The following is a 20,624-nucleotide window of genomic DNA, read 5'->3' on the forward strand; positions in this document are numbered from 1 at the left end:
ATTCCCACCCCATAGACCGCAGGAGCACCCCGACCGACACACCCGGTGCAAAACTCCGGTGCAGATCGATGGCAAACCGGCACAACTGAGCGCCCTGTACCTCTGGGGCAGACGCAGCCGCCTGGGCCTGAAACCGGGCAACCTCGGCCCGCGCCTGCAAAACCTGTTGCGCGCCTGTTACAGCCGGCAACCGACCGAAGATCAGGCGCTGCGCCAACTGAAGAAATCCTTGGCTACGCTGCATAGTCAGACCTGTCACCACCCGCCCCCGGCAGCTGACGCGTTGCGCCCACTCAACCCTATTCACGAGAAGGACTTCCCATGACAAACCTGATGTCGACCCGCCGACGCCATGGGCTGAGGCTTCTGTTTGCGCTGGTCTTGAGCATGCCGCTGCTGGCCCTGGCAGCCGAACCCTTGCCCTCGTGGAACGACGGCCCATCGAAGAAAAGCATCATCGAGTTCGTCCAGACTGTCACCGACCAGTCCGGCAAGGACTTCGTCAAACCCGAGGACCGCATCGCCGTCTTTGACAATGACGGCACGTTGTGGAGCGAACAGCCGATGTATTTCGAGTTGCTGTTTGCCCTCGAAGAGGTCAAGCGCACCGCACCGCAACACCCGGAATGGAAAACCACCCAGCCCTTCAAAGCCGTGCTGGAAAACGATCACCAGGCCCTGGCTGCCACCGGTATGGACGGCATCCTGAAGATTTTCGGCGCCACCCACACCGGCATGACCACCGACGCCTTCGATGACTACGCCAAGACCTGGCTGAGCCAAGCCAAACATCCGAAAACCGGCAAGCCGTACACCGAGATGATCTTCCAGCCGATGCTGGAAATGCTCGATTACCTGCGCAGCCAGGACTTCAAGACCTACATCGTCTCCGGGGGCGACACCGCGTTCATGCGCGCCTTTGCCGAGAAGGTCTACGGCATTCCACCCGAGCAAGTGATCGGCACCACCTTTGTCACCGCGTTCCAGTTCAAGGACGGCAAGGCCTCGATCGTGCGCACCCCGAAACTGGCCCACAACGACGACGGCCCGGGCAAACCGGAAAGCATCGACGCGGTGATCGGGCGCCGGCCGATCCTCGCGTTCGGCAACTCCGATGGCGACCTGCAAATGCTGCAGTGGACCGCCGCCGGGCCGGGCAAACGCTTCATGGGGTTGGTGCACCACACCGACGCCAAGCGCGAATGGGCCTATGACCGTCAATCGCAGATCGGACGTCTGGACAAGGCCCTGGACGAAGCCAAAACCCGTGGCTGGACGATTGTGGATATGGCATCCGAATGGCGCCAGATCTATCCATTCGATGCGCCCGCTCCCGAGCAAGTGCAATAAAAAAAGCGTTACGCCGGACTGCAGTAAACGTTTGTCGGTGACTGACGGTAAGACCCGAGGACTTTTCGACGGGAAACAGGTAGGGTGCGCAAAATCAAATTGCCACTAGTGGACGCGTCCCGGGTTTTCATGGAGTTGCACACGCAATGAGTTGCTGGACCACCCTTGGCCTCCCGGCCGATGCCGATACACGCAGTATCAAACGCCAATACGCAATCCTGCTCAAACAGACGCGCCCGGATGAAGACCCAGAGGGCTTTCAGCGTCTGCGTGAGGCGTATGAGCAAGCGCTGAGCATCAAGGAATGGGAGCAGTTGCGCGAGGATGACTCGGGTAACGATGCCCCGTGGGACCTGAGCGGGCTGTCGGTGGTGGAAGTCGACACGCTGCAACGGGTCACCCGTTCGCTGGACGGTGTCAGCCGTGTCGAGCTCGAACAACGTTATGCCGCCGCCCTCGAACATGGCGCGGCCGATGTGATGGAAGACGCCGTGCTCAGGCATTGCGTCGAACACTTCGAGACCTGTGAAACACTGCTCGAATGGGCAATGGAAACCTTTCACTGGTTCAGTCTCTGGCAGCGCCTGGAACTGGACGAAGAACTGATTGTAGAACTGTCGCTACAGCGCGAGCGCTTGGCGGAGCGTCGTGAAGCGCCGATATTTCTGGCCCGGCAACAACGCCTCGCCGCAGAACCCGCTGCCACGCCAGAGCATCGCGCCGCCCACTTGCTGCTGGCGCCGGGCCCATTCAGTCAGCGCCGAGCCCTGGCCCGACGCTTGCGCGAAGACGATTGGGTGCACTGTCGAAAGCTGAGCTCTGCGTTGTACGCCAACCACCCCGACATCTGCGCAGACCTGCCCGGCGGTACGCCGTTCTTCTGGCGTGACTGGGAACATACCTATGACAGCTGGCCGATTTACCTGGGTATTGTCCTGGCCTGTCTGGTCGGCACCTTTATTCAGTTCGCGCCGTTGGGCACGCGTCTGGGCGAATTGATCGGCGTCACGGTGTTCTGGTCGGTGATATTCGCGGTCGTCGGATGGGCACTCAACTGGCTGACGGCGCACGTTGCCCATCGCTTTTGGTGGCTGGACGATCGATTGAGTGTGCGCCTTTCGCCCTCGCTCATGCCCCTGCCGTTTGGAGTGCTGCGCGACTTGATTCCCTGCATTGCGATGGCGGCGGGCATTGGCACCGTGTATGGCGTGGTCGGCAGCATCGTTTACATCACAACACTGATGAGTGTCGGACTTATACGCCGACGGAAGGTCAAACCGCACGTTTCCTGGCAACACGCCAGCCCCTTGCTCAAACGCAGCCTGATGGGCGCGGGCATTTTGGTGCTGGTTTTAGTACTCGGCGTGTTCAAAGTGATCTCAAGCCAAAGTACGGTCAACCGCAACCAGGGCCTGCAACAGTGGACCGAACGCTTGTGCAGCCGGATGCCGGCCACCGCCAGCGAATGCAACGCACCGGCCACTGTTGAGCAGTGGTACGGCCAGGAGAAACAGCCATGAACCCGAAATGGCTATTCCCGGTGGCGAGCCTTGTGATGCTGATCCTGATGGGGCTGGCCGGCTCTTCGACATTCGTCGCCCGCATCGATTTGTGGCTGGATCAACACGACGCTCCGCTCACCGCACAGGCCAATGCCCTGAGCCCGGTGATCGATTGCATCAACCGGGTCGACGTGCATTGGCGGGTCGCCTACGCACTGTACAAATCGCCGAAGCAACCTGCGGAACCGGTGCGAGACTGGATCACCAACCAGCATGATTTCGACGACAACGGTGCCCGTGATGCACCCGCCATTCAAAGGGATATCTGTTCGCCGAAAATCAGCGAAAAACTCAAGTTGCTGGACTACGACCCAACACTGGCGTTGAAAGCCGATGCCTACGCACAGGCATTACAGCAAGTGACGCCCTTTACGCAGCAAATCACCTTTTACCGACAGGCGCGTTTTTCGACCGCCATCAGTGAGGTGCAGCCCGCCTTTGCCGATCAATTCAGACCCAGGGCCGAGGACTACCTCACGGCGTCAACGGTACTGAGGCAGCAGGTTGAAGCGCTGGACCTTGAACAGCGGCGCGAGCAACTCAAACTGATCGAAACGCGCCTGGGCAAGGACATTCACTGGTATTTGCTGGCCTACATGATCCAGGCCAAGGACACGCTGAACCTTGTAACGGAGGGCGTGAACAATCGAAGCCTGACGCCGCAGGCACTGGCTAAAGCCATCGCTGAACTGCAATTGGCCTGGGATTTCCTGCAGCAGTTCGGCCAACGCCATATGCAGGAAACGCAAAACCGTAACGAAGCACCCAGTTATCTCTGGTCGCACATCGCCAGGCCGACACAGAAGTATCTGGATGCCTTGAATGCGCTGCACAAGGACTGGAAGAACAAGGCTGAACCACAGCGGTTGAGTGATGATTTTTATGCGGTGACGCGTGGATATGATTCGGTGATCAGCCATTACAACCGGCTGGCGCGTGCTGATTATTGAGTGATGTGTTGTTCTTGAGGCCGCCTTCGCGGGCAAGCCTCGCTCCTACAGGATCAGGTCGTTCATAAAGTTGACTAACGACTCAATAGCGTAGGAGCGAGGCTTGCCCGCGAAGCGACCATCAAGCGTCAACGCATCACTTGGACTTAAGCTTTAGAAAAGACTGGTGCAAATCCGACGCCCAACCATCAATCACGCCCTTCACGTCATCGGCCTTCATCACCTGAGACTCGTTTTCCAGCGGCTTGCCGGTGCCCTTGCGCACGACCTGGGCTAACACATGCTTATTGCCGCCATCGAGGAACACCGCTTCGGTGGCCAGATCGGTCTCCTGATCACGAATACCGCTGGCCGTGCTGACCGCCGCAGCCACCAGCGCAATCGGGATCACTTCATAAGGTTTCAGCCCTTCTGTCTTGCTGCTTACCGCCGTAATCGCGGCACGCACCACCATCACGCCCGGACCAGGACCTGCAGCCAATGGCAGGGATTTACCCACCTCGCGCTTCAGCGCCTGGTCGTAGTATCCGGTGATGCCGTTGAGGGTCGCCTGGGGGATTTTCACCGTCGGTTGTGGTTTCGGATAGAGCTGGGTCGGCTCAATGTAGACGCTGGTGTATTGACGGATGTCGAGCTTGGGATCGACCCAGCGCATCACTGTCGCGCCCGAGGGTGACTTGGCTTCCTTGAGTTGACTGTAGTCCTTGAGAAAACCTGAATACTGGTCCGGCTCTACGACTTTGCTGGCACAGCCCACCACCCCGATCGAGGCAATGCACAACGTGCTCATCATTAACGCAAGCTTCATGCTGTAACTCCTGTCAGAAGGCCGACAACGGTATTGCATACGGGAATTACAGTTATAGCCAACGCACAGCGTTTTGTTGTCAAAAAGCACACTATTTATCTATCGCTGCGCAATGGCTCACAAGCGCCATTTGACAGACACAGAACCTCCGGCAAAGCTGCATCAAGCTTCAACGCACGCCTGACGGCAAATGCACTGGACTATGGAAGCTGCAATGCCGAAATATAAAAATAAAGCAGCAACCCCAACCCCTGATTCACCACCGACATTGATTAACCGTTACCTGTTTCCCGTAACCATCGGCGTCTTGCTGGTGGCCGTGGCGGCAATCGGCTGGTTTCTGCTGTACAGCACGCCAGCGCCGATCAATACCGTGCCCGTCAGTACGCCGACTGTTCAGCCGGCCAAAGCGCAATCCGTCGTCGTGACACCGGCGAAGATGGGCGATGAGCAACAATGCCAGGGCTGCCACAGCGAACAGATGAAAGATTGGCAAGGCTCCCATCACCAGTTGGCGATGCAGGAGGCCAATGCCGAAACGATGCTGGGCGATTTCAATAACGTCACGTTCAAGGCGCAAAACGAAACCACCCGTTTCTCGCGCAAGGACGACGGTTTCTGGGTCAACACGCCCGGGATTGACGGCAAAAATGCCGACTTCAAAGTGGCCTACACCTTTGGCATCGCGCCGTTGCAGCAATACCTGATAGAGGTCGGCGAAGGTCGCTTGCAAGCGCTGGGTGTGGCTTGGGATACCGAGAGAAACCGCTGGTTCCACCTCTATCCGGGCCAGGGCGTGAATTTCAAGAACCCGCTGCACTGGAGCAAGCCCAGCCAGAACGCCAATTTCATGTGTGTCGAATGCCACACCACTGGCTACAAGCGCAATTTCGACGCGGCCAAAAACACCTTCGACAGCCAGTGGAACAGCCTCGGTGTCGGTTGTCAGGCGTGCCACGGGCCCGCGTCCAACCACCTGGAATGGACGGCGAAGAAAGGTGATCTGATCCACGCCGGCTTTGCGGTCGACCTCAAGGACAAGGACGCCACGGTCGAAATCGAAACCTGTGCCCGCTGCCATTCGCGCCGCGCACCGCTGGGCGACGGCTACACCGTTGGCAAGCGTTTGATGGACGACTACCTGCCGAGCCCCCTGACCCGCGAGCTGTACGCGCTGGACGGCAAGATCAAGGATGAAGTGTTCGAACACGGCTCCTTCGCCCAAAGCAAAATGCTCGACAAGGGCGTGCGTTGCAGCAACTGCCACAACCCCCACAGCACCGAACTCAAGGCCCCGGGCAACGGCGTTTGCCTGCAATGCCACAACACCGCCGGCAAGACTTCGGTGACAGGCGTCGATGGCAAGGGTTTGCAAGCCAAGAACTACGACTCCATCGAACACACCCGCCACACCCCGGGCCAGCCTGGCTCCCAATGCGTGGATTGCCACATGCCCGGCAAGTTCTACATGGGCAACGACTTCCGGCACGACCACAGCTTCAGCATTCCCAACCCGGAGCGGGCAAAAAAACTCGGCACGCCGGACGCCTGCCTGACCTGTCACCAAGGCAAGGCCGGCGACAAGGTCACTGAGCAATTCAAACTCTGGAACACCGCCACCACGGCGCAGGCGCCACGCTACGACGAAAGCCTGTGGCTGATTCGCAACGGCCAGCCCGGCGCCGCGCAAGCCTTGTACGAACAGTTGCAGCGCAGCAACCTGCCGGCGATTCAGCGCGCCACCTTGCTGGCAGAACTGCCGCTATACCCGAGCGAACAGGCCTTGAAACTCGCGACCAAGGACTTGAGCAACCCTGCACCGCAGGTGCGTGAAAGCGCAGTGCGGGCAATCAGTGCGTTCCTGCCGCCACCGGAGCGTGCGCCGCTGCTGACGCCGTTGCTGGGCGATCCGGTGAAGGCGGTGCGGATCGTCGCGGCCCGAGACTTGCTGAGCGTCGCGCGTAACGGATTGGGCAGCGCCCAGGCCAACTGGAACGCGGCCATTGCCGAATACGAAGCGGTGCAAAAAAGCCTGGCCGAGCGCGCCGAGTCCAACCTGAACCTGGCGATGCTCTACCAGGCCAGCGGGCGCAACGACGAAGTCGAATCGCTGCTGCGCACCGCCCTCAAGCGTGATCCGGATTTCTACCCGGCGCTGGTCACGCTGGTGCAATGGCTGGAAGCCAATGGACGCGGCCAGGAAGCGCAGACGCTGTTGGCACAAAGCCTGAAAGAACACCCGGACAACGCCCTGCTGCAACACACCCAGGGCTTGGCGCTGGTGCGTGCGGGCCAGTCAGCGCAAGCCATGCCAGCCTTGCGCAAAGCCGCGCAACTGGAACCGCAGAACGCCCAATACGGCTACGTGCTGGCGGTGGCGTTGCACGACAGCGGCAAGGTTGATGAGGCATGCGAAGAGCTGGAGCGGTTGTTGAACGTGCAACCGGCCAACCGCAATGCGCGGTTGTCGCTGATCCAGTACTACCTGGATAACGGGCAGGAACCGAAGGCGCAGGTGCTGTTGCAACGCTGGAAGAAAATGAACGGGGGCGATCCGGCGTTGAAATGACCGATGGTTGACCCGAAGGCCTCTTCGCGGGCAAGCCTCGCTCCTACAGGGTTTATGCAATCCTGGTGGGAGCGAGGCTTGCCCGCGATGGCGTCAACCCGGTTTCAGATCGGATTTACCACGAAGAACCACTCTTCAACGCCAACTCCCGCCGGCTGTTCGCCCGCATCGCCTTGATCAGCGACACCGTGCCCACCAGGATAATCACCCCCGCGAACAAAAAGTCGATGGTGTACAGCTGGAAGTCCTTCATCGGCCCCACCAGCAACACCCGGATCGCGCCGATACTCACCAGCGTGGCGAGAAAATCGATCCCCGGTTCATCGCGATAGAACACGTGCAGCAGCGGCAGGCACAGCACCAGCAACAAGAGCAGCACGATCACCTTGAACGAGCCTTTGCGCTCAACGCTGAATGCACACTCGTGGGCGCCGTAGGCCTTGTAGTCTTCGTCGCGGATCATCGCGTTGCGTTCGTTGATGTAGTCGACGCGGTTGTACTTCTGGACCGGCGTGAACGTGTTCGACATCTCCATCAGCGTGGTGATGTTTTTGAACCTCAAGTCGATGCGCTCGTTGCCCTTGAGGTAATACAGCACCGGTTTGTAGCCATAACGGTAGGTATCGAAGGGAAAATCCGTGGCCCGGCCCTGCACTCCGATGGGCCTTGGCTCAAGTTCGGCGTAGGCGCTTTTGTTGGCCGACGCGAGGTTGCGGCTCAGCGGCTGGACCTTGACCTGCTCAAGGAACATCGGCGTGACGCCGAACGACCACTGCAAAGGTTCCAGACGCAGGCGCAGTTCGTTGCGGCCCAGGTCGTAGCGGTTGAAGGTGCGCTCGGACACCACCACGGCACCACTGAGCATGAACTCGCCGCGCACCGTGTTGGTGATGCGCAGCGTCAGTTGATCCTTGCCCAGTAGCACGGCATCGCTGGCCGGTGGCGTGCCGCACCAGGCCGTGCTGTCGAAGGCTCCGCCCAACTGGCCGTCACGGTTTTCCTTGAACACGTAAAAATAACTGGCCCACAGCGCCAACATCAGCAACAGCGCAATCAGCCCCAAAATCTTTTTGCCCACACTCAAACCAGACTCCTTTCTTTACCGACTCCCTGATGAGGCGTGGACTCTACCAAAATGCCATCAGCGGCCCAAGCAAAAATGCCGAGGGCGCGCCCGTAGCAGCTGTCGAGTTTGCGAGTCTGCGTTCGCCTGCGCAGCAGTCGAGAAATCAGTTTGCACGTTGTGTCATGAGTACCGCGTGCTCCGGGTTTACGACGGCTCCGCCGCCGAACGCAACCTCGTGCGGCTCGACCGTTGCTGCAAACATCGGTGTCGGTTTCAGCGTCTTCTGAATAACGGCCGCGGTTCAATCACTGAACGCCCATAGAGCACACTCATCCCGGCCAATCCCTTCAGCGCGTCCTCGGCGGATTTGTCTTCGCGCACCGCGAAACTATCGAATCCGCATTGGCGCATGTGGCTGAGCTGATCGCGCAGCACATCACCGACCGCGCGCAATTCCCCCGTCCAGCCCAACCGAGTACGCAGCAGGTACGCCTGGCTGTAACCGCGACCGTCGCGGAAACTCGGGAAATCCAGGGCAATCAGCGGCAATGCGTCAAACCACGGCTTCAGACTTTCCACCTCGTCGTCAGGCCCCAGCCAGACCGCATGCTGTGCGGGCGCTTGAAGCCAGCGACTCAACGGTAAAATCACTGACCCGTCCGGCAATTCACCCTCTGCGTCCCTGACCAGCACCCAAGGATCGTCAGCCACAATCCGCGCCACACCCTCCACCAGTCGCAACAGATTGTTCATGCCGAGACCTCCAGCAACTTTGGATAAACCTGCTCCTTGAACGGCTCAAGACCAATGCGCTGCAAGGTGTCGACAAACAGTTCTTCGCTCTCGCGGTAATCGACGAACGTGGCGATGATCCGCTCGATAACCTCGGGCACTTCGGCAGCGCTAAAGGACGGGCCGATGACTTTGCCCAGGGCGCTGTTCTTGCCCTGGCTGCCGCCGAGGGTGATCTGGTACCACTCGCTGCCGTTCTTATCGACGCCCAGAATGCCGATGTTGCCGATGTGGTGGTGACCGCAGGCGTTCATGCAGCCGGAAATGTTCAGGCTGATGTCGCCCAGGTCGTGGAGGTAATCCAAGTCTTCGAAACGTGCCTGGATCGCTTGGGCAATCGGGATCGATTTGGCGTTAGCCAGCGCGCAGAAATCGCCGCCGGGGCACGCGATGATGTCGGTCAGCAAACCGATATTGGCGCAGCCCAGGCCCTGCTCGCAGGCCAGGCACCACAGGGCGTAGAGATCAGCTTTGGGTACGTCCGGCAGCACGATGTTCTGTTCATGGGCGATGCGAATTTCGCCGAACCCGAACTGTTCGGACCACTCGGCCACGGCCAACATTTGCTCGGTCGTCACGTCCCCCGGTGGTGAGTCGAAGCCCGGTTTGGTCGACAGCACCACGCTGGTGTAACCCGCGACCTTGTGCGGTTGAACGTTGCGCGTAACCCAACGTGCGAAGGCCGGGTTCTCGGCCAGGCGCGTGCCGAAATTCAGGTCCGTGTCGGACAGTGAACGGTAATCGGGAGCCACGAAGGCACTGGCGACCCGCTCATATTCGACGTCGGTCAACTGCGCCGGACCGTCCTTGAGGTACTGCCATTCTTCCTCCACTTCCCTGGCGAAAGCTTCGATGCCCAGGGCCTTGACCAGAATCTTGATCCGCGCCTTGTACTTGTTGTCGCGTCGGCCGTGACGGTTGTAGACCCGCAGCACCGCCTCGACATAGGAAAGCAAATGCTGCCAGGGCAAACCCTCGCGAATCTGCAATCCAAGAATCGGCGTGCGCCCCAACCCGCCACCGACAATGACCCGCAGCAGCATCTGCCCACTGTCATCGCGATAAAGATAAAGGCCAATGTCATGCATCATGATCGCGGCGCGGTCCTGCTCCGCCGAGCAGATGGCAATTTTGAACTTGCGCGGCAGGTACAGAAATTCCGGGTTGATGGTCGACCACTGGCGCAGGATCTCGGCCAGCGGTCGCGGGTCCATCAGTTCATCCGCCGCCACACCGGCAAACGCTTCGGTGGTGATGTTACGCACGCAGTTGCCGGAGGTCTGGATCGCGTGCATCTCGACCTGGGCAAGTCGTTCGAGGATATCCGGCACCTGCGCCAGTTCGATCCAGTTGAACTGCATGTTCTGCCGAGTGGTGAAGTGGCCGTAACCGCGATCATAGTCCCGGGCGATGCTCGCCAGCGTGCGCATCTGCCTGGCGCTCAGGGTGCCGTAAGGAATCGCCACGCGCAGCATGTAGGCGTGCTTTTGCATATACAGGCCGTTCTGCAGTCGCAACGGCAGGAACTCTTCCTCGCTCAACTCGCCCGTCATGAAACGCTCGACCTGATCGCGAAACTGCGCAACCCGCTCGAAGACCAGGGCCCGGTCATAGTCGTCGTACTGATACATGTGGCTACCTCATCAGGGTGGATCGCACGCTCTGCTACAGGGGTGGCGGTGCTTGTGGCAGTGACTATGAACCTACGGCGCAGCGCGTTACAGATTCACCTGAGTGCTAAAAAACCGTATCAGAGTGCGTCAGATCACCGCAGGCAGGCCTCGTATCTGATCCGCATAAACTCGGTTTTTCTGAGTCTGTTTTGTTTCGGGCAGGGTTTCTACAGTGGACGACATGCCAGTCCGGGTGGCCTGGCAAGACTTTGCAACCGTGGAAGCATTGACCATGAGCACAGCAACAATCGGACAGGCCTATAACTACAAGGTCGTCCGCCAATTCGTCGTGGCAACCATCGTCTGGGGCGTCGTGGGGATGGCAATGGGGGTGTGGATCGCCTCGCAACTGGTATGGCCCGAGATGAACCTCGACCTGCCGTGGACCACCTTCGGCCGCTTGCGCCCGCTGCACACCAGCCTGGTCATTTTCGGCTTTGCCGGCAGTGCGCAGTTCGCCGCCAGTTACTACGCGGTGCAGCGCACGTGTCAGGTACGGCTGTACTCCGACAAACTGGCCGCGTTCACCTTTTGGGGCTGGCAGTCGGTGATTGTGGTGATGCTGATCACCCTGCCGCTGGGCTACACCACCACCAAGGAATACGCCGAGATCGAGTTCTCCGGCGCGGTATGGATGACCGTGGTCTGGGTCGCCTACGCCATCGTCTTCTTCACCACCGTGGTGCAGCGCAAGACCAGGCACATCTACGTCGGCAACTGGTTCTTCGGTGCCTTCATCGTCGTGATCGCGATGCTGCACGTGGTCAATCACCTGTCGATTCCGGTGGACTGGTTCAAGTCCTATCCGGTGTATTCGGGGGCCACCGACGCCATGGTGCAGTGGTGGTACGGGCATAACGCGGTGGGCTTCTTCCTGACCACCGGGTTCCTGGGGATGATGTATTACTTCGTGCCGAAACAGGTCGGGCGGCCGGTGTATTCGTATCGGTTGTCGATCGTGCATTTCTGGGCGCTGATCACCCTGTACATCTGGGCCGGTCCGCACCACTTGCACTACACCGCACTGCCGGACTGGGCGCAGTCGCTGGGCATGGCGATGTCGCTGATCCTGCTGGCACCGAGCTGGGGCGGGATGATTAACGGCATGATGACCCTGTCGGGCGCCTGGCATAAATTGCGCACCGACCCAATCCTGCGCTTTTTGGTGCTGTCGCTGGCGTTCTACGGGATGTCGACGTTCGAAGGACCGATGATGGCCATCAAAACGGTCAACGCCCTCTCCCATTACACCGACTGGACCATCGGCCACGTCCACGCTGGCGCCCTCGGTTGGGTGGCGATGATCACCTTCGGGGCCATTTACCACATGGTGCCGAAAGTCTTCGGTCGTGAGCAGATGTTCAGTACGCCGCTGATCAACTTGCACTTCTGGCTCGCGACCATTGGCACGGTGTTGTATATCGCCTCGATGTGGGTCAACGGCATCACCCAAGGGTTGATGTGGCGTGCGATCAACGACGACGGCACCCTGACCTACTCGTTCGTCGAGGCCTTGCAGGCCAGCCATCCGGGGTTCGTGGTGCGCTTTGCCGGCGGGGTTTTCTTCCTCAGCGGCATGTTGCTGATGGCCTACAACACGTGGCGCACCGTGCGGGTTTCGGACATGGCGATGGCCGAACGTGAAGCGCAGATTGCGTGAGGTTTGAGATGACCGAGATAGTGCTGAATCTGTTTGGGGTCGTGGGGTTTTGGCTGGCAATCGAGTACTGCCTGAAACACCAGACGGCCGAGAGCCTGGAGGACGCGAGCCTGATTCCGTTTGCCGATGACCCTGAGGTGGCGCGGCGGGTGGAGTTGGCGACGGGGAAGACTGTGAAGGCGGTAGCCCCCGAAGAAGCTAAACCCGGTTGGGTCAACCTGGAAATCTGACACACCACACATCCAAATGTGGGAGCGAGCCTGCTCGCGATGGCGCAGTGTCAGTCGATATTAATGCTGACTGATACACCGTCATCGTGAACAGGCTCGCTCCCACAGGATTATGTGTAAGGTCAGAGAATCAGCCGCGTTCGCGGGGGATCAGGCTCTGCAACTGCTGCGCCAGGAAGTTCGCGTCGAAGGCAAACGTATCCGGGTCTTTCAAACCATTGGTCTTGCGCCATTGCCAGCTCGTCGAAGGCGGCAGGCACACCAGCGAAATGCTGCCATACCGCGCGGCCGTCAAACCCATCACCGCCAACGAAATCTGACCACCGACGCCCATCACGTCCGGCACGAACTCCACCGGTTTGCCGGCAATGACAATGCTCAGTTTCTCGGTCTTGAACGTCGACGACTCGACCGGAACGCTCGGCCCTGAAGCGACATACACCTCGCGACTCACTTCCAGCAGGTTCGGCACCTGGATCGGCTCCAGCCATTGCTGGATCTGGTCGAACAGTTCACCAATGCGCGTCGCCCACACGGCCGATTGCGACTCAAACACTTGCTTCTTGTGCGCTTCGCTTTCTGCATAGTGGCGAAGCATCTCGCCCAGTTGCTGTACGTCGTCCATTGCGGTGTTCCTTTGGTTGAAGCGGTGCTGCGGACGTTGAGCATGGCAGATGCGCGCTGCCGGCGTACGACTAAAAGCGTGAACGGTATTGGCTGGGGGTCATGGCCAGGTATTTGCGAAACGCGCTGCCCATGTGCGACTGATGGGCGAACCCCGAATCCAGGGCGATATTGGCCAGGCTCAGGTCTGTGCGTTCGATCAAGCGGCGTGCCGCTTGAAGGCGAACTTCCACCAGATAAGCATGGGGCGTCAGGCCCATGGCTTGGGTGAAATCGCGCAGGAAACGCAGCGGATTCTGCCCGTAGGTGTCGGCCAGTTGCGCAAGCGTCAGAGGCTGGTGGAACTGCTCGGCGATCTGCTCCAGCACCCGGACGAAGGACATGGACGTGATCCGCTGTGTGGTGTCGATTTTCTGCCGGGTCAAGTCAACGAGCCCCAGCGCACACTGCTCAAACGCCAGTGGATCGGGCTGCGGCGCGAGCAACAGACGCCGCACCGCTCGTGCCAGGGTCAGCGCACGTCGATTGCCTGAAGACTGCACACGGCGGGTGACACAGGGTAACTGTTCATCGGCAAACGGTTCGTCCAGGCGCATCAGCAGGTATTCACCACCGGTGACGGACTCGGAGAACACCTCGACGCCGATCGGCGTATACGCCAAGACGCCGGGCAAGGTATCGAAATCCACCCGACGGTCGGAATCGATGGCGTGTATGCCCTGCTGACGCTCCAGCGTGACCCCAAGCGTTTGCGACTGCGCCGCGTCACGCGCGCTGTACGCCGCACGGGGCAAGAGTTGCAGGCAGACTTTGCCGTCGAACAAACGCTGACTTATGACATCAGGCATGTGAAATTTCCTGATAGATCGAAACCGGGATCCACTGGACACTCTCTTGCAAAGGGTTGCCAACAACAGGAGCACGCCATGCGCACCATCGGCCTTATCGGCGGCATGAGCTGGGAGTCCAGCGCCGAGTATTACCGCCTCATCAACCAACAGGTTCGCGACCGGCTCGGGCCGTTGCGTTCGGCGAAATTGCTAATGTACAGCGTCGACTTCGGCCCTGTCGAACAGGCCCAGCATGCCGGGCGCTGGGACGACGCGGCGGCGATTCTGGTGGATGCGGCGCAGCGACTGCAGGCCGGTGGTGCCGAATGCGTGGTGCTGTGTACCAACACCATGCACAAGGTGGCCGGGCAGACTCAGGCCGCGATCAGTATTCCGTTCCTGCACATCGCCGACCCGACCGGTCAGGCCGCCGTGGAGGCCGGAACGCTGAAAGTCGGGTTGCTCGGGACGGCGTTCACCATGGAACAGGACTTTCTCAAGGATCGCCTGAGCGCGATGGGGTTGACGGTGCTGGTGCCGGACGCCGAGGAACGCAACGCCGTGCACCGGATCATCTATGACGAGTTGTGCGTCGGGGTGATCAGCGAGGCGTCACGCAAGGTGTATCAGCAGGTCATCGAGTCCCTGACTCGGCGTGGCGCCCAGGCGATCATTCTCGGCTGCACGGAAATCGGCCTGCTGATCAAACCCGAGCACAGCGCCCTGCCCTTGCTCGACACCACCGCACTGCATGCGCAGGCGGCGGTGGCGTTCGCGCTGGGTGACTGAGTCAGTCGGACTTGAGTGAGCGGCGCAGGCGCGCCATGCTCAGGGTATCGACCAGTCGGCCGTCCCGCACGGCGTAGTCACGGAACAGGCCTTCGGTCTCGAAACCGAACTTGCGGTAAAGCCCGATGGCCGCTTCGTTGTCGGCGTACACCGAAAGCTCGACCCGTTGCAGGTTCATCCAGTTGTCGGCGACGTCCAGCGCCGCTGCCAGCAGTTTTGAGCCCACGCCTTTGCCTTGCCATTGCACCGCGACCGCCATGCCGAGATTGCCGGCATGGCTGCGGCGGATCCGCGAGAACTGCTCCAGACCAATGTTGCCGATGACCGCGCCCTGATGCAGCGCCACCAGCTTCACCAGCCGCTCGTTATCCGAAGCCAGGCGTTGGCGCCAGATCTCGGTGGATTGAAACGGCATTTGCAGGACCTGACGGGTAATCGCCGGCTCGTTGTAGAGCGCGGTGACGCCGTCGATGTGGGATTCGCTGAAGCGTTCGAGGGTGATGACAGAATCGGTGGCGGGCATGGTTGACTCATCCTTGATGCAGACATGGCCGCTTACTCTACAACACCATCTCCTGGAATGGCGAGAATCCCATGTGGGAGCGAGCCTGCTCGCGATAGCGGCGGGTCAGTCACCTTGGATATTGAATGTTACGACGCTATCGCGAGCAGGCTCGCTCCCACAGTTTGGATCGGGGTTAGGCTTCGAACCACTCCCGCCGCTCGTTGAAGGTGTTGTGAATCAGTTCGACGATCATCTGCACCTCGGCCTGCCCCGCAGACTCGGCATTGACCGCCATCCACACCTGGCGCTGCATCGGCTGGTCGAACAACCCCGATAACCCGACCAGCCCCCTGTCAAACTGGCTCATGTAATTGGGCAGCAAACCAATGCAGGCGCTGCAACGAATCATTTCCAGCATCAGCTCATAAGAATGCAACTGCACCACGCCGGCCAGACGCTGATCGACCACGCCATTCCACGGCCGAAAACTCTCGACCTGACGATCAGGCTGCCATTGCACCAACATGAAGTCAGCGAGGTCATCGAGGCTGTCGGGGCGGGCCGCTACCCGTGAATAACGTTTGGCGATATGCGGCAGATAATCCAGTCGCGCCAAAGGCTGAGGCTCGCTGACAGGGAAACTCGGGCCCGGCAGCGGTGACTCGGTGCCTGCCAGCCACAGCACCACATCTGCACTGACCGCTCGCAGCGACAGTTCGCTGTCCAGCGTGATGATGTCCAGGCGCACGCTGGCGTTGCGTCGCAGCAACGAGACCAGATCGCGGCCCAGGATGTCGTGCAAGATCGACTCGGCCACAGCCAACCGAATCAGCGGCTGTTCGATCACCGGCACGTCGTGTTCATGGGCCAGGGCGATCAATTGCGCCTGAAGCTGCAACCCTTCACGGCTCAAGGCCAGGCCATTGTCCTGGTGATTGAACAGCGAACACTGCAATTGCGTTTCGAGCTGCGCGAGGTGTTTGCGCAACTGAGTTGATTTGATGTTGAGGCTGCGGGCCGCTTGCATGAAACAGCCGCAACGGGCGCTGACCCGGAAAGACTGCGCCAGTACCGGATCGATACCGGCGGCGCGGGTGGATTCCATGAATGACATCAATGACTCCTGTCGATCTATCCTTGAAGCCCTCATCCTGCGCAGCGTTTATGAACCTGACGTGACACCTACGGCGGAAAATCGATTCAGCTGCTGGGGCTTTGCCGAAAACTCACCGCCAGGCGATTCCAGCTGTTGATGGTGGTGACCGCGATGGTCAAGTCGACCATTTCGCTTTCGTTGAACTGCTCACGCGCCACGGCGTAGACGTCATCCGGCACATGGCTTTCGGAAAGCAAGGTCACCGCTTCGGTCCAGGCCAGCGCCGCGCGTTCACGAGGGTTGAAGAAGCCGCTGTCGCGCCACACCACAATCGAATACAAGCGCCGATCCGTCTCGCCAAGGCGCCGCGCGTCCACTGAATGCATGTCGGTGCAGAAGGCGCAGCCATTGAGTTGCGAGGCGCGGATCTTGATCAAATGCAGCAAGGCTGGCTCGATACTGAGGTTGCTGGTCAAGGCCTCCATGGCAATCATCGCTTTCATCGCTTTGGGCGACGCACTGTAGTAATCCAGGCGGGAACTCATGGGGTGACCCTCTTGGATCAAATGAAGACCCCCAAGGTAGGCGCTGACGCAGCGGCGTTACAGATCCAATTCGGCGAAAAAGCCGTGGACCATTCGGCGGCAGACCAATCCCGGGGTTTTCGCCCACGCAACTTCTGCACGGCGGCTCATGCGGGTAATCTGGCGCGACGCACACGCGCCTCAATCGCTCCAGGAGCCTCGCCGGTATGGAACTTCATGTTGTCATCAACGGCCGCAAGGACCTGGCAGGCCAGTTGTACAACCAACTGCGCAGCGCCATTGAATCCGGCCGCCTGGCAGCCGGGACGCAACTGCCACCCAGTCGTTTGCTGGCCGAACAGCTGGGCATTTCGCGCAAGACCATTTCCGACACCTACGCGCAACTGACCTATGAGAACTTCCTCACCGGGGTGATCGGCAAAGGCACGTTCGTCAACGCCCGGACAGCCAAAGCCGCCCCCAAGCAAAGCCATTCACAGCTGGCGAGCTTCGAGGTGATCGAGTCCTGGCGCAACCTGCCGGTGTTTCTGCGCCACCCGACCCTGGAGGGCTCGTTACGCTACGACTTCATCGGTGGCGCGACCAGCAAAGGCCAGTTTCCGCAGGACGATTGGCGGCGCTGCACCTCTCACGCGTTGCGTCAGATTGCCGGTTCCAAGGGCTTCTACAGCCTGCCCGAAGGCCTGCCGGCGCTGCGCAACGCGATCGCCCGGCACATCGCATTTTCCCGTGGGGTCAATTGCCAGGACGAAGACGTGGTGGTGTGCAATGGCGCGCAACAGGCGCTGGACCTGATCTCCCGGGTGCTGACCCGTCCGGGCAGCATTGTCGCCATGGAAGACCCCGGCTATCCGCCGGCTCGCCTGTTGTTTGGCACCCATGGGGCCACGGTGATCGGGGTGCCGGTGGATGCCGAAGGGATTGAAGTGGACAAGATCCCCTTGGGCACCCGGCTGATTTACGTCACGCCGTCCCACCAGTTTCCGCTGGGCATGCCGATGAGTCAGGCGCGCCGGGTTGCGCTGCTGGAACGGGCTTATGAGTTGGGCGCAATCATCATCGAGGACGATTACGACAGCGAGTTTCGCTACGAAGGCCGCCCGACCAATTCACTGCAAAGCATGGATGAGCGTGGCATCGTCGCCTACGTCGGGACATTTTCGAAAACCATGCTGCCGGAGCTGCGCCTCGGTTATGCGGTGTTGCCGCCGGCGATTCTTGAAGCCGTCATCCGCGCCAAGCAACTGACCGACCTGCACACCTCCACCCTGCCCCAGTGGGCGCTGGCCAAGTTCATCGCCGCAGGTTGCCTGCTCAAGCACATCCGGCGCTGCCATACGATCTATGCCGGACGTCGCGAGCGGATCCTGTCGCGCATGGCGGGCGACCTTTCGCCCTGGCTTGAACCCGTGCCCACCACGGCCGGGTTTCACATGGTGGTGATGTGCAAAGTGCCTATCGATATTCCGTTGGTGATCGAACTGGCGAAAAAGGTCGAAGTCGGCCTCTACGCTATCGACAGCTTTTTCTACCAGCAAGCGCCACGGGCCGGGCTGTTCCTGGGCTTTGGCGCCATCGAAACCCTGGACATCGACATAGCCCTGGACCGTTTGCGCGACATTTTGCAGCAGGTGGCCTGATCGATTGGTCTGCGTCTTTATCCAGCGATTGGCTATTGGCGGTCCACAGGTGCAGGCCTATCCTGCATAAGCGTTATCCCTCAGTGAGCAGGATTCGTCCGGCCTGATTCAGGAGTGTGAGCAATGTCCAACGAAGTGATCAATACCGTACAGGTGCAGGCCGCCGCCGGCCGCTCGGAAGAACTGGGTAAGCAACTGCAAAAGATTGTCGACACCCTGCGTCAGCAACCGGGCTGTGATTCCTATATGGTCGACCGCTGCCCAGAGGACAGCAACCGCTGGACCGTCAGCGCCCGCTGGCAATCGGAAGCGGCCATGCAATCGCATTTCAACTGCCCTGAAGTACAAGGCTTTATTGGCCTGATCGACAATCGATTGGCAAATTCCGTCGACTTCAACAGCTTCCCGATCCGCTGAACACCCTGTAGCGGCCCTGTGGCGGAGGGCTTGTCCCCTCGCCACAGGGCCGCTACAGATTGGTCCCCTCACCTTCGCGAATATTGGCTGTTTGATTGGCCCCACCTGCGCACTACTGTTGTTTCTGACAACTAAACCAACCGCAGGTGAATGTCCATGAAAGCTTTGCGTATCCTTGCTGCTCCCCTGGCTGCCCTCGCCCTGACCGTTTCTGCGACTGCCATTGCTCACGAAGGCCCTTCAGAAAAGATCACGGTATTGCAGGATGAAGCGCTGAAAAACGTGCCCGGCAAAAAAGCCATGATGATCGAGGTCGACTACAAACCCGGCCAATCGTCGATTGCCCACAAGCATGAAGGCACTGCCATGGCCTACGTGCTGTCGGGTGCGGTTATTTCTCAAGTGAAGGGTGAGAAAGCAATCACTTACAAGGCCGGACAGTATTGGTACGAACCCGCCGGTTCGGAACACTTGGTTTCGAAAAACGCCAGTGCAACCAAGCCTGCCAAACTGTTGGTATTCATGGTGTTGTCCCCCGACGAGAAAGTGTTGATCCCCTTGGAAAACTGATAGCTGAAGGGATAGCCATAAATAAAAAGGCGCGAATTAACATTTCGGGCCTTTTTATTTCCCGGCGTAATTACTGGGCCTCGCTTAAACCCAATTAAACTATCGGCCAGCCAAGAAGTGCAGCGACTGGCTATTTCATTGTGCAGCGACAGGTTTAGTCTGGATAACTCGCCGGATATTCCGACATTACAACTTCCGACTCATGTTGTTTCACTGGAGTAACACCATGAAACTTGCGCTTGTCAGTACATTAACAATGACCCTCATCCTGGCGGGCTGCTCTGTTCCCACTGCGCCCAAAGCCGGGTCTTCGCTGGAAGGCCTTTTTACTGGACCGGTTGGCCGCAGCAATGCCACGCACGTCCCCAACGGCCACCAGGTTTCGTTGGGTATCGTCTACAGCCGCAACACCCAGGCCAACCGCGACTACCTGCAACACTACCAGGCCAACGCCGGCACCGGCTTCGGCCAGAGCCTGCTGGTGCAATCGATCCACGACGCCTACGTGGCCACCTCCAGACCGGACCATGCCGTGGACTGGGTCAAGGCATCGTTACAACGCCAGTTCGGCTCGGTGACGGTGTATCCGGACATGCAAAGCCTCAGGGCGGCGAAGCCCGACGTGGTCGCCATTGTCGACACCCGCAGCCAATTGATCACATCGCGCAGTTCGGATATCGAAGCGCATGTGAGTGGGCAGTTCTACGACTCAAACTTCAATTATATCGGCACTGCTCAAGGGCATGATGCCAAAGCGTTGAGTCCGTTATGGGCCGATTACAAGCGCAGTGAAGAGATTGTGGCGGATATTAACGAGCAACAGAATGTGCAAATTCGGGCACTGCAAAAGTTTGATCAATCGCTCAACAATTTAGTGATGCAACCCACAGAGATACTATCAGCCATTGAGTCAAAACAACTTCAAGCGTCGTACTAGCGCTCAGCATA

The 20,624-nt window shown here is 59.5% G+C and carries 20 protein-coding genes and 1 pseudogene; 12 read left to right on the top strand and 9 right to left on the bottom strand.

All coding sequences use genetic code 11. The features are described 5' to 3' along the window. Positions 1-55 precede the first annotated feature (55 nt). The 4 genes and pseudogenes from BLU63_RS28690 to BLU63_RS28705 all read left to right on the top strand — a co-directional run. Positions 56-325: pseudogene (locus BLU63_RS28690) on the top strand (hypothetical protein); the annotation flags it as partial. After that, the gene (locus tag BLU63_RS28695; protein ID WP_010459905.1) at positions 322-1,350 is read left to right on the top strand and encodes an HAD family hydrolase; all 1,029 of its coding nucleotides are present in this window, start codon (positions 322-324) and stop codon (positions 1,348-1,350) included. The pseudogene BLU63_RS28690 and the gene BLU63_RS28695, both read left to right, overlap by 4 nt. A gap of 146 nt (positions 1,351-1,496) precedes the next feature. After that, entirely contained in the window at positions 1,497-2,870 is a 1,374-nt protein-coding gene (locus tag BLU63_RS28700; protein WP_083376855.1) for a J domain-containing protein, read from the top strand. Next, complete coding sequence (locus BLU63_RS28705; protein WP_083376856.1) at positions 2,867-3,862, top strand: DUF3829 domain-containing protein; 996 nt, start codon at positions 2,867-2,869, stop codon at positions 3,860-3,862. The genes BLU63_RS28700 and BLU63_RS28705 overlap by 4 nt, the downstream gene beginning before the upstream one ends. A gap of 136 nt (positions 3,863-3,998) precedes the next feature. On the opposite strand, the gene BLU63_RS28710 is transcribed toward BLU63_RS28705, so the two are convergent. Beyond that, positions 3,999-4,670, bottom strand: a complete 672-nt coding sequence (locus BLU63_RS28710; protein WP_083376857.1) for a DUF3313 domain-containing protein — start codon at positions 4,668-4,670, stop codon at positions 3,999-4,001. 214 nt (positions 4,671-4,884) lie between these two features. Between BLU63_RS28710 and BLU63_RS28715 the strand changes: the two genes are divergently transcribed. Beyond that, complete coding sequence (locus BLU63_RS28715) at positions 4,885-7,239, top strand: tetratricopeptide repeat protein (RefSeq protein ID WP_083376858.1); 2,355 nt, start codon at positions 4,885-4,887, stop codon at positions 7,237-7,239. Between the two features lie 115 nt (positions 7,240-7,354). Here the strand turns inward: BLU63_RS28715 and BLU63_RS28720 are convergent, their stop codons facing one another. The 3 genes from BLU63_RS28720 to BLU63_RS28730 all read right to left on the bottom strand — a co-directional run bounded on the left by BLU63_RS28720 (position 7,355) and on the right by BLU63_RS28730 (position 10,728). Next, positions 7,355-8,323: a hypothetical protein gene (locus BLU63_RS28720; protein ID WP_083376859.1), complete on the bottom strand. Its 969-nt coding sequence runs from the start codon at positions 8,321-8,323 to the stop codon at positions 7,355-7,357. Between the two features lie 255 nt (positions 8,324-8,578). Continuing rightward, entirely contained in the window at positions 8,579-9,058 is a 480-nt protein-coding gene (locus tag BLU63_RS28725; RefSeq protein WP_083376860.1) for a DUF934 domain-containing protein, read from the bottom strand. Beyond that, positions 9,055-10,728, bottom strand: coding sequence for a nitrite/sulfite reductase (locus tag BLU63_RS28730; RefSeq protein ID WP_010459897.1), 1,674 nt, complete (start codon positions 10,726-10,728; stop codon positions 9,055-9,057). The genes BLU63_RS28725 and BLU63_RS28730 overlap by 4 nt, the downstream gene beginning before the upstream one ends. 274 nt (positions 10,729-11,002) lie before the next feature. Here BLU63_RS28730 and ccoN point away from each other — a divergent pair, with 274 nt between their 5' ends. Both ccoN and BLU63_RS28745 read left to right on the top strand, forming a co-directional pair. Beyond that, entirely contained in the window at positions 11,003-12,430 is a 1,428-nt protein-coding gene (ccoN, locus tag BLU63_RS28740) for a cytochrome-c oxidase, cbb3-type subunit I (RefSeq protein ID WP_010459896.1), read from the top strand. 8 nt (positions 12,431-12,438) lie between these two features. Continuing rightward, positions 12,439-12,660: a hypothetical protein gene (locus BLU63_RS28745; RefSeq protein ID WP_042932102.1), complete on the top strand. Its 222-nt coding sequence runs from the start codon at positions 12,439-12,441 to the stop codon at positions 12,658-12,660. A gap of 130 nt (positions 12,661-12,790) precedes the next feature. Here BLU63_RS28745 and BLU63_RS28750 read toward each other — a convergent pair whose 3' ends face one another. Together BLU63_RS28750 and BLU63_RS28755 are read right to left on the bottom strand one after the other, a co-directional pair. After that, positions 12,791-13,285, bottom strand: a complete 495-nt coding sequence (locus tag BLU63_RS28750) for a hypothetical protein (RefSeq protein ID WP_010459894.1) — start codon at positions 13,283-13,285, stop codon at positions 12,791-12,793. Between the two features lie 70 nt (positions 13,286-13,355). Then, positions 13,356-14,132, bottom strand: a complete 777-nt coding sequence (locus BLU63_RS28755) for a helix-turn-helix domain-containing protein (RefSeq protein WP_083376862.1) — start codon at positions 14,130-14,132, stop codon at positions 13,356-13,358. Between the two features lie 78 nt (positions 14,133-14,210). Here BLU63_RS28755 and BLU63_RS28760 point away from each other — a divergent pair, with 78 nt between their 5' ends. After that, on the top strand, positions 14,211-14,903 hold the full coding sequence (locus BLU63_RS28760; RefSeq protein ID WP_083376863.1) for an aspartate/glutamate racemase family protein: 693 nt from the start codon (positions 14,211-14,213) through the stop codon (positions 14,901-14,903). A gap of 1 nt (position 14,904) precedes the next feature. Here BLU63_RS28760 and BLU63_RS28765 read toward each other — a convergent pair whose 3' ends face one another. From BLU63_RS28765 to BLU63_RS28775, 3 genes are all read right to left on the bottom strand, one after another. After that, positions 14,905-15,426: a GNAT family N-acetyltransferase gene (locus BLU63_RS28765; protein ID WP_083376864.1), complete on the bottom strand. Its 522-nt coding sequence runs from the start codon at positions 15,424-15,426 to the stop codon at positions 14,905-14,907. Between the two features lie 175 nt (positions 15,427-15,601). Then, entirely contained in the window at positions 15,602-16,522 is a 921-nt protein-coding gene (locus BLU63_RS28770; protein WP_174604237.1) for a LysR family transcriptional regulator, read from the bottom strand. An 86-nt stretch (positions 16,523-16,608) separates the two neighbouring features. Further along, entirely contained in the window at positions 16,609-17,049 is a 441-nt protein-coding gene (locus BLU63_RS28775) for a carboxymuconolactone decarboxylase family protein (RefSeq protein WP_010459889.1), read from the bottom strand. Positions 17,050-17,255: 206 nt separating this feature from the next. Between BLU63_RS28775 and pdxR the strand changes: the two genes are divergently transcribed. The 4 genes from pdxR to BLU63_RS28795 all read left to right on the top strand — a co-directional run bounded on the left by pdxR (position 17,256) and on the right by BLU63_RS28795 (position 20,613). Continuing rightward, entirely contained in the window at positions 17,256-18,689 is a 1,434-nt protein-coding gene (gene pdxR, locus BLU63_RS28780; RefSeq protein WP_083376866.1) for a MocR-like pyridoxine biosynthesis transcription factor PdxR, read from the top strand. 123 nt (positions 18,690-18,812) lie between these two features. Next, entirely contained in the window at positions 18,813-19,106 is a 294-nt protein-coding gene (locus BLU63_RS28785) for an antibiotic biosynthesis monooxygenase family protein (RefSeq protein ID WP_010459887.1), read from the top strand. A 156-nt stretch (positions 19,107-19,262) separates the two neighbouring features. Continuing rightward, complete coding sequence (locus tag BLU63_RS28790) at positions 19,263-19,676, top strand: cupin domain-containing protein (protein WP_010459886.1); 414 nt, start codon at positions 19,263-19,265, stop codon at positions 19,674-19,676. Between the two features lie 226 nt (positions 19,677-19,902). After that, complete coding sequence (locus tag BLU63_RS28795; protein ID WP_083376867.1) at positions 19,903-20,613, top strand: ATPase; 711 nt, start codon at positions 19,903-19,905, stop codon at positions 20,611-20,613. Positions 20,614-20,624 lie beyond the last annotated feature (11 nt).

Origin of the sequence: Pseudomonas mandelii, from assembly GCF_900106065.1 — a bacterium.
GTDB classification, from domain to species: domain Bacteria; phylum Pseudomonadota; class Gammaproteobacteria; order Pseudomonadales; family Pseudomonadaceae; genus Aquipseudomonas; species Aquipseudomonas mandelii.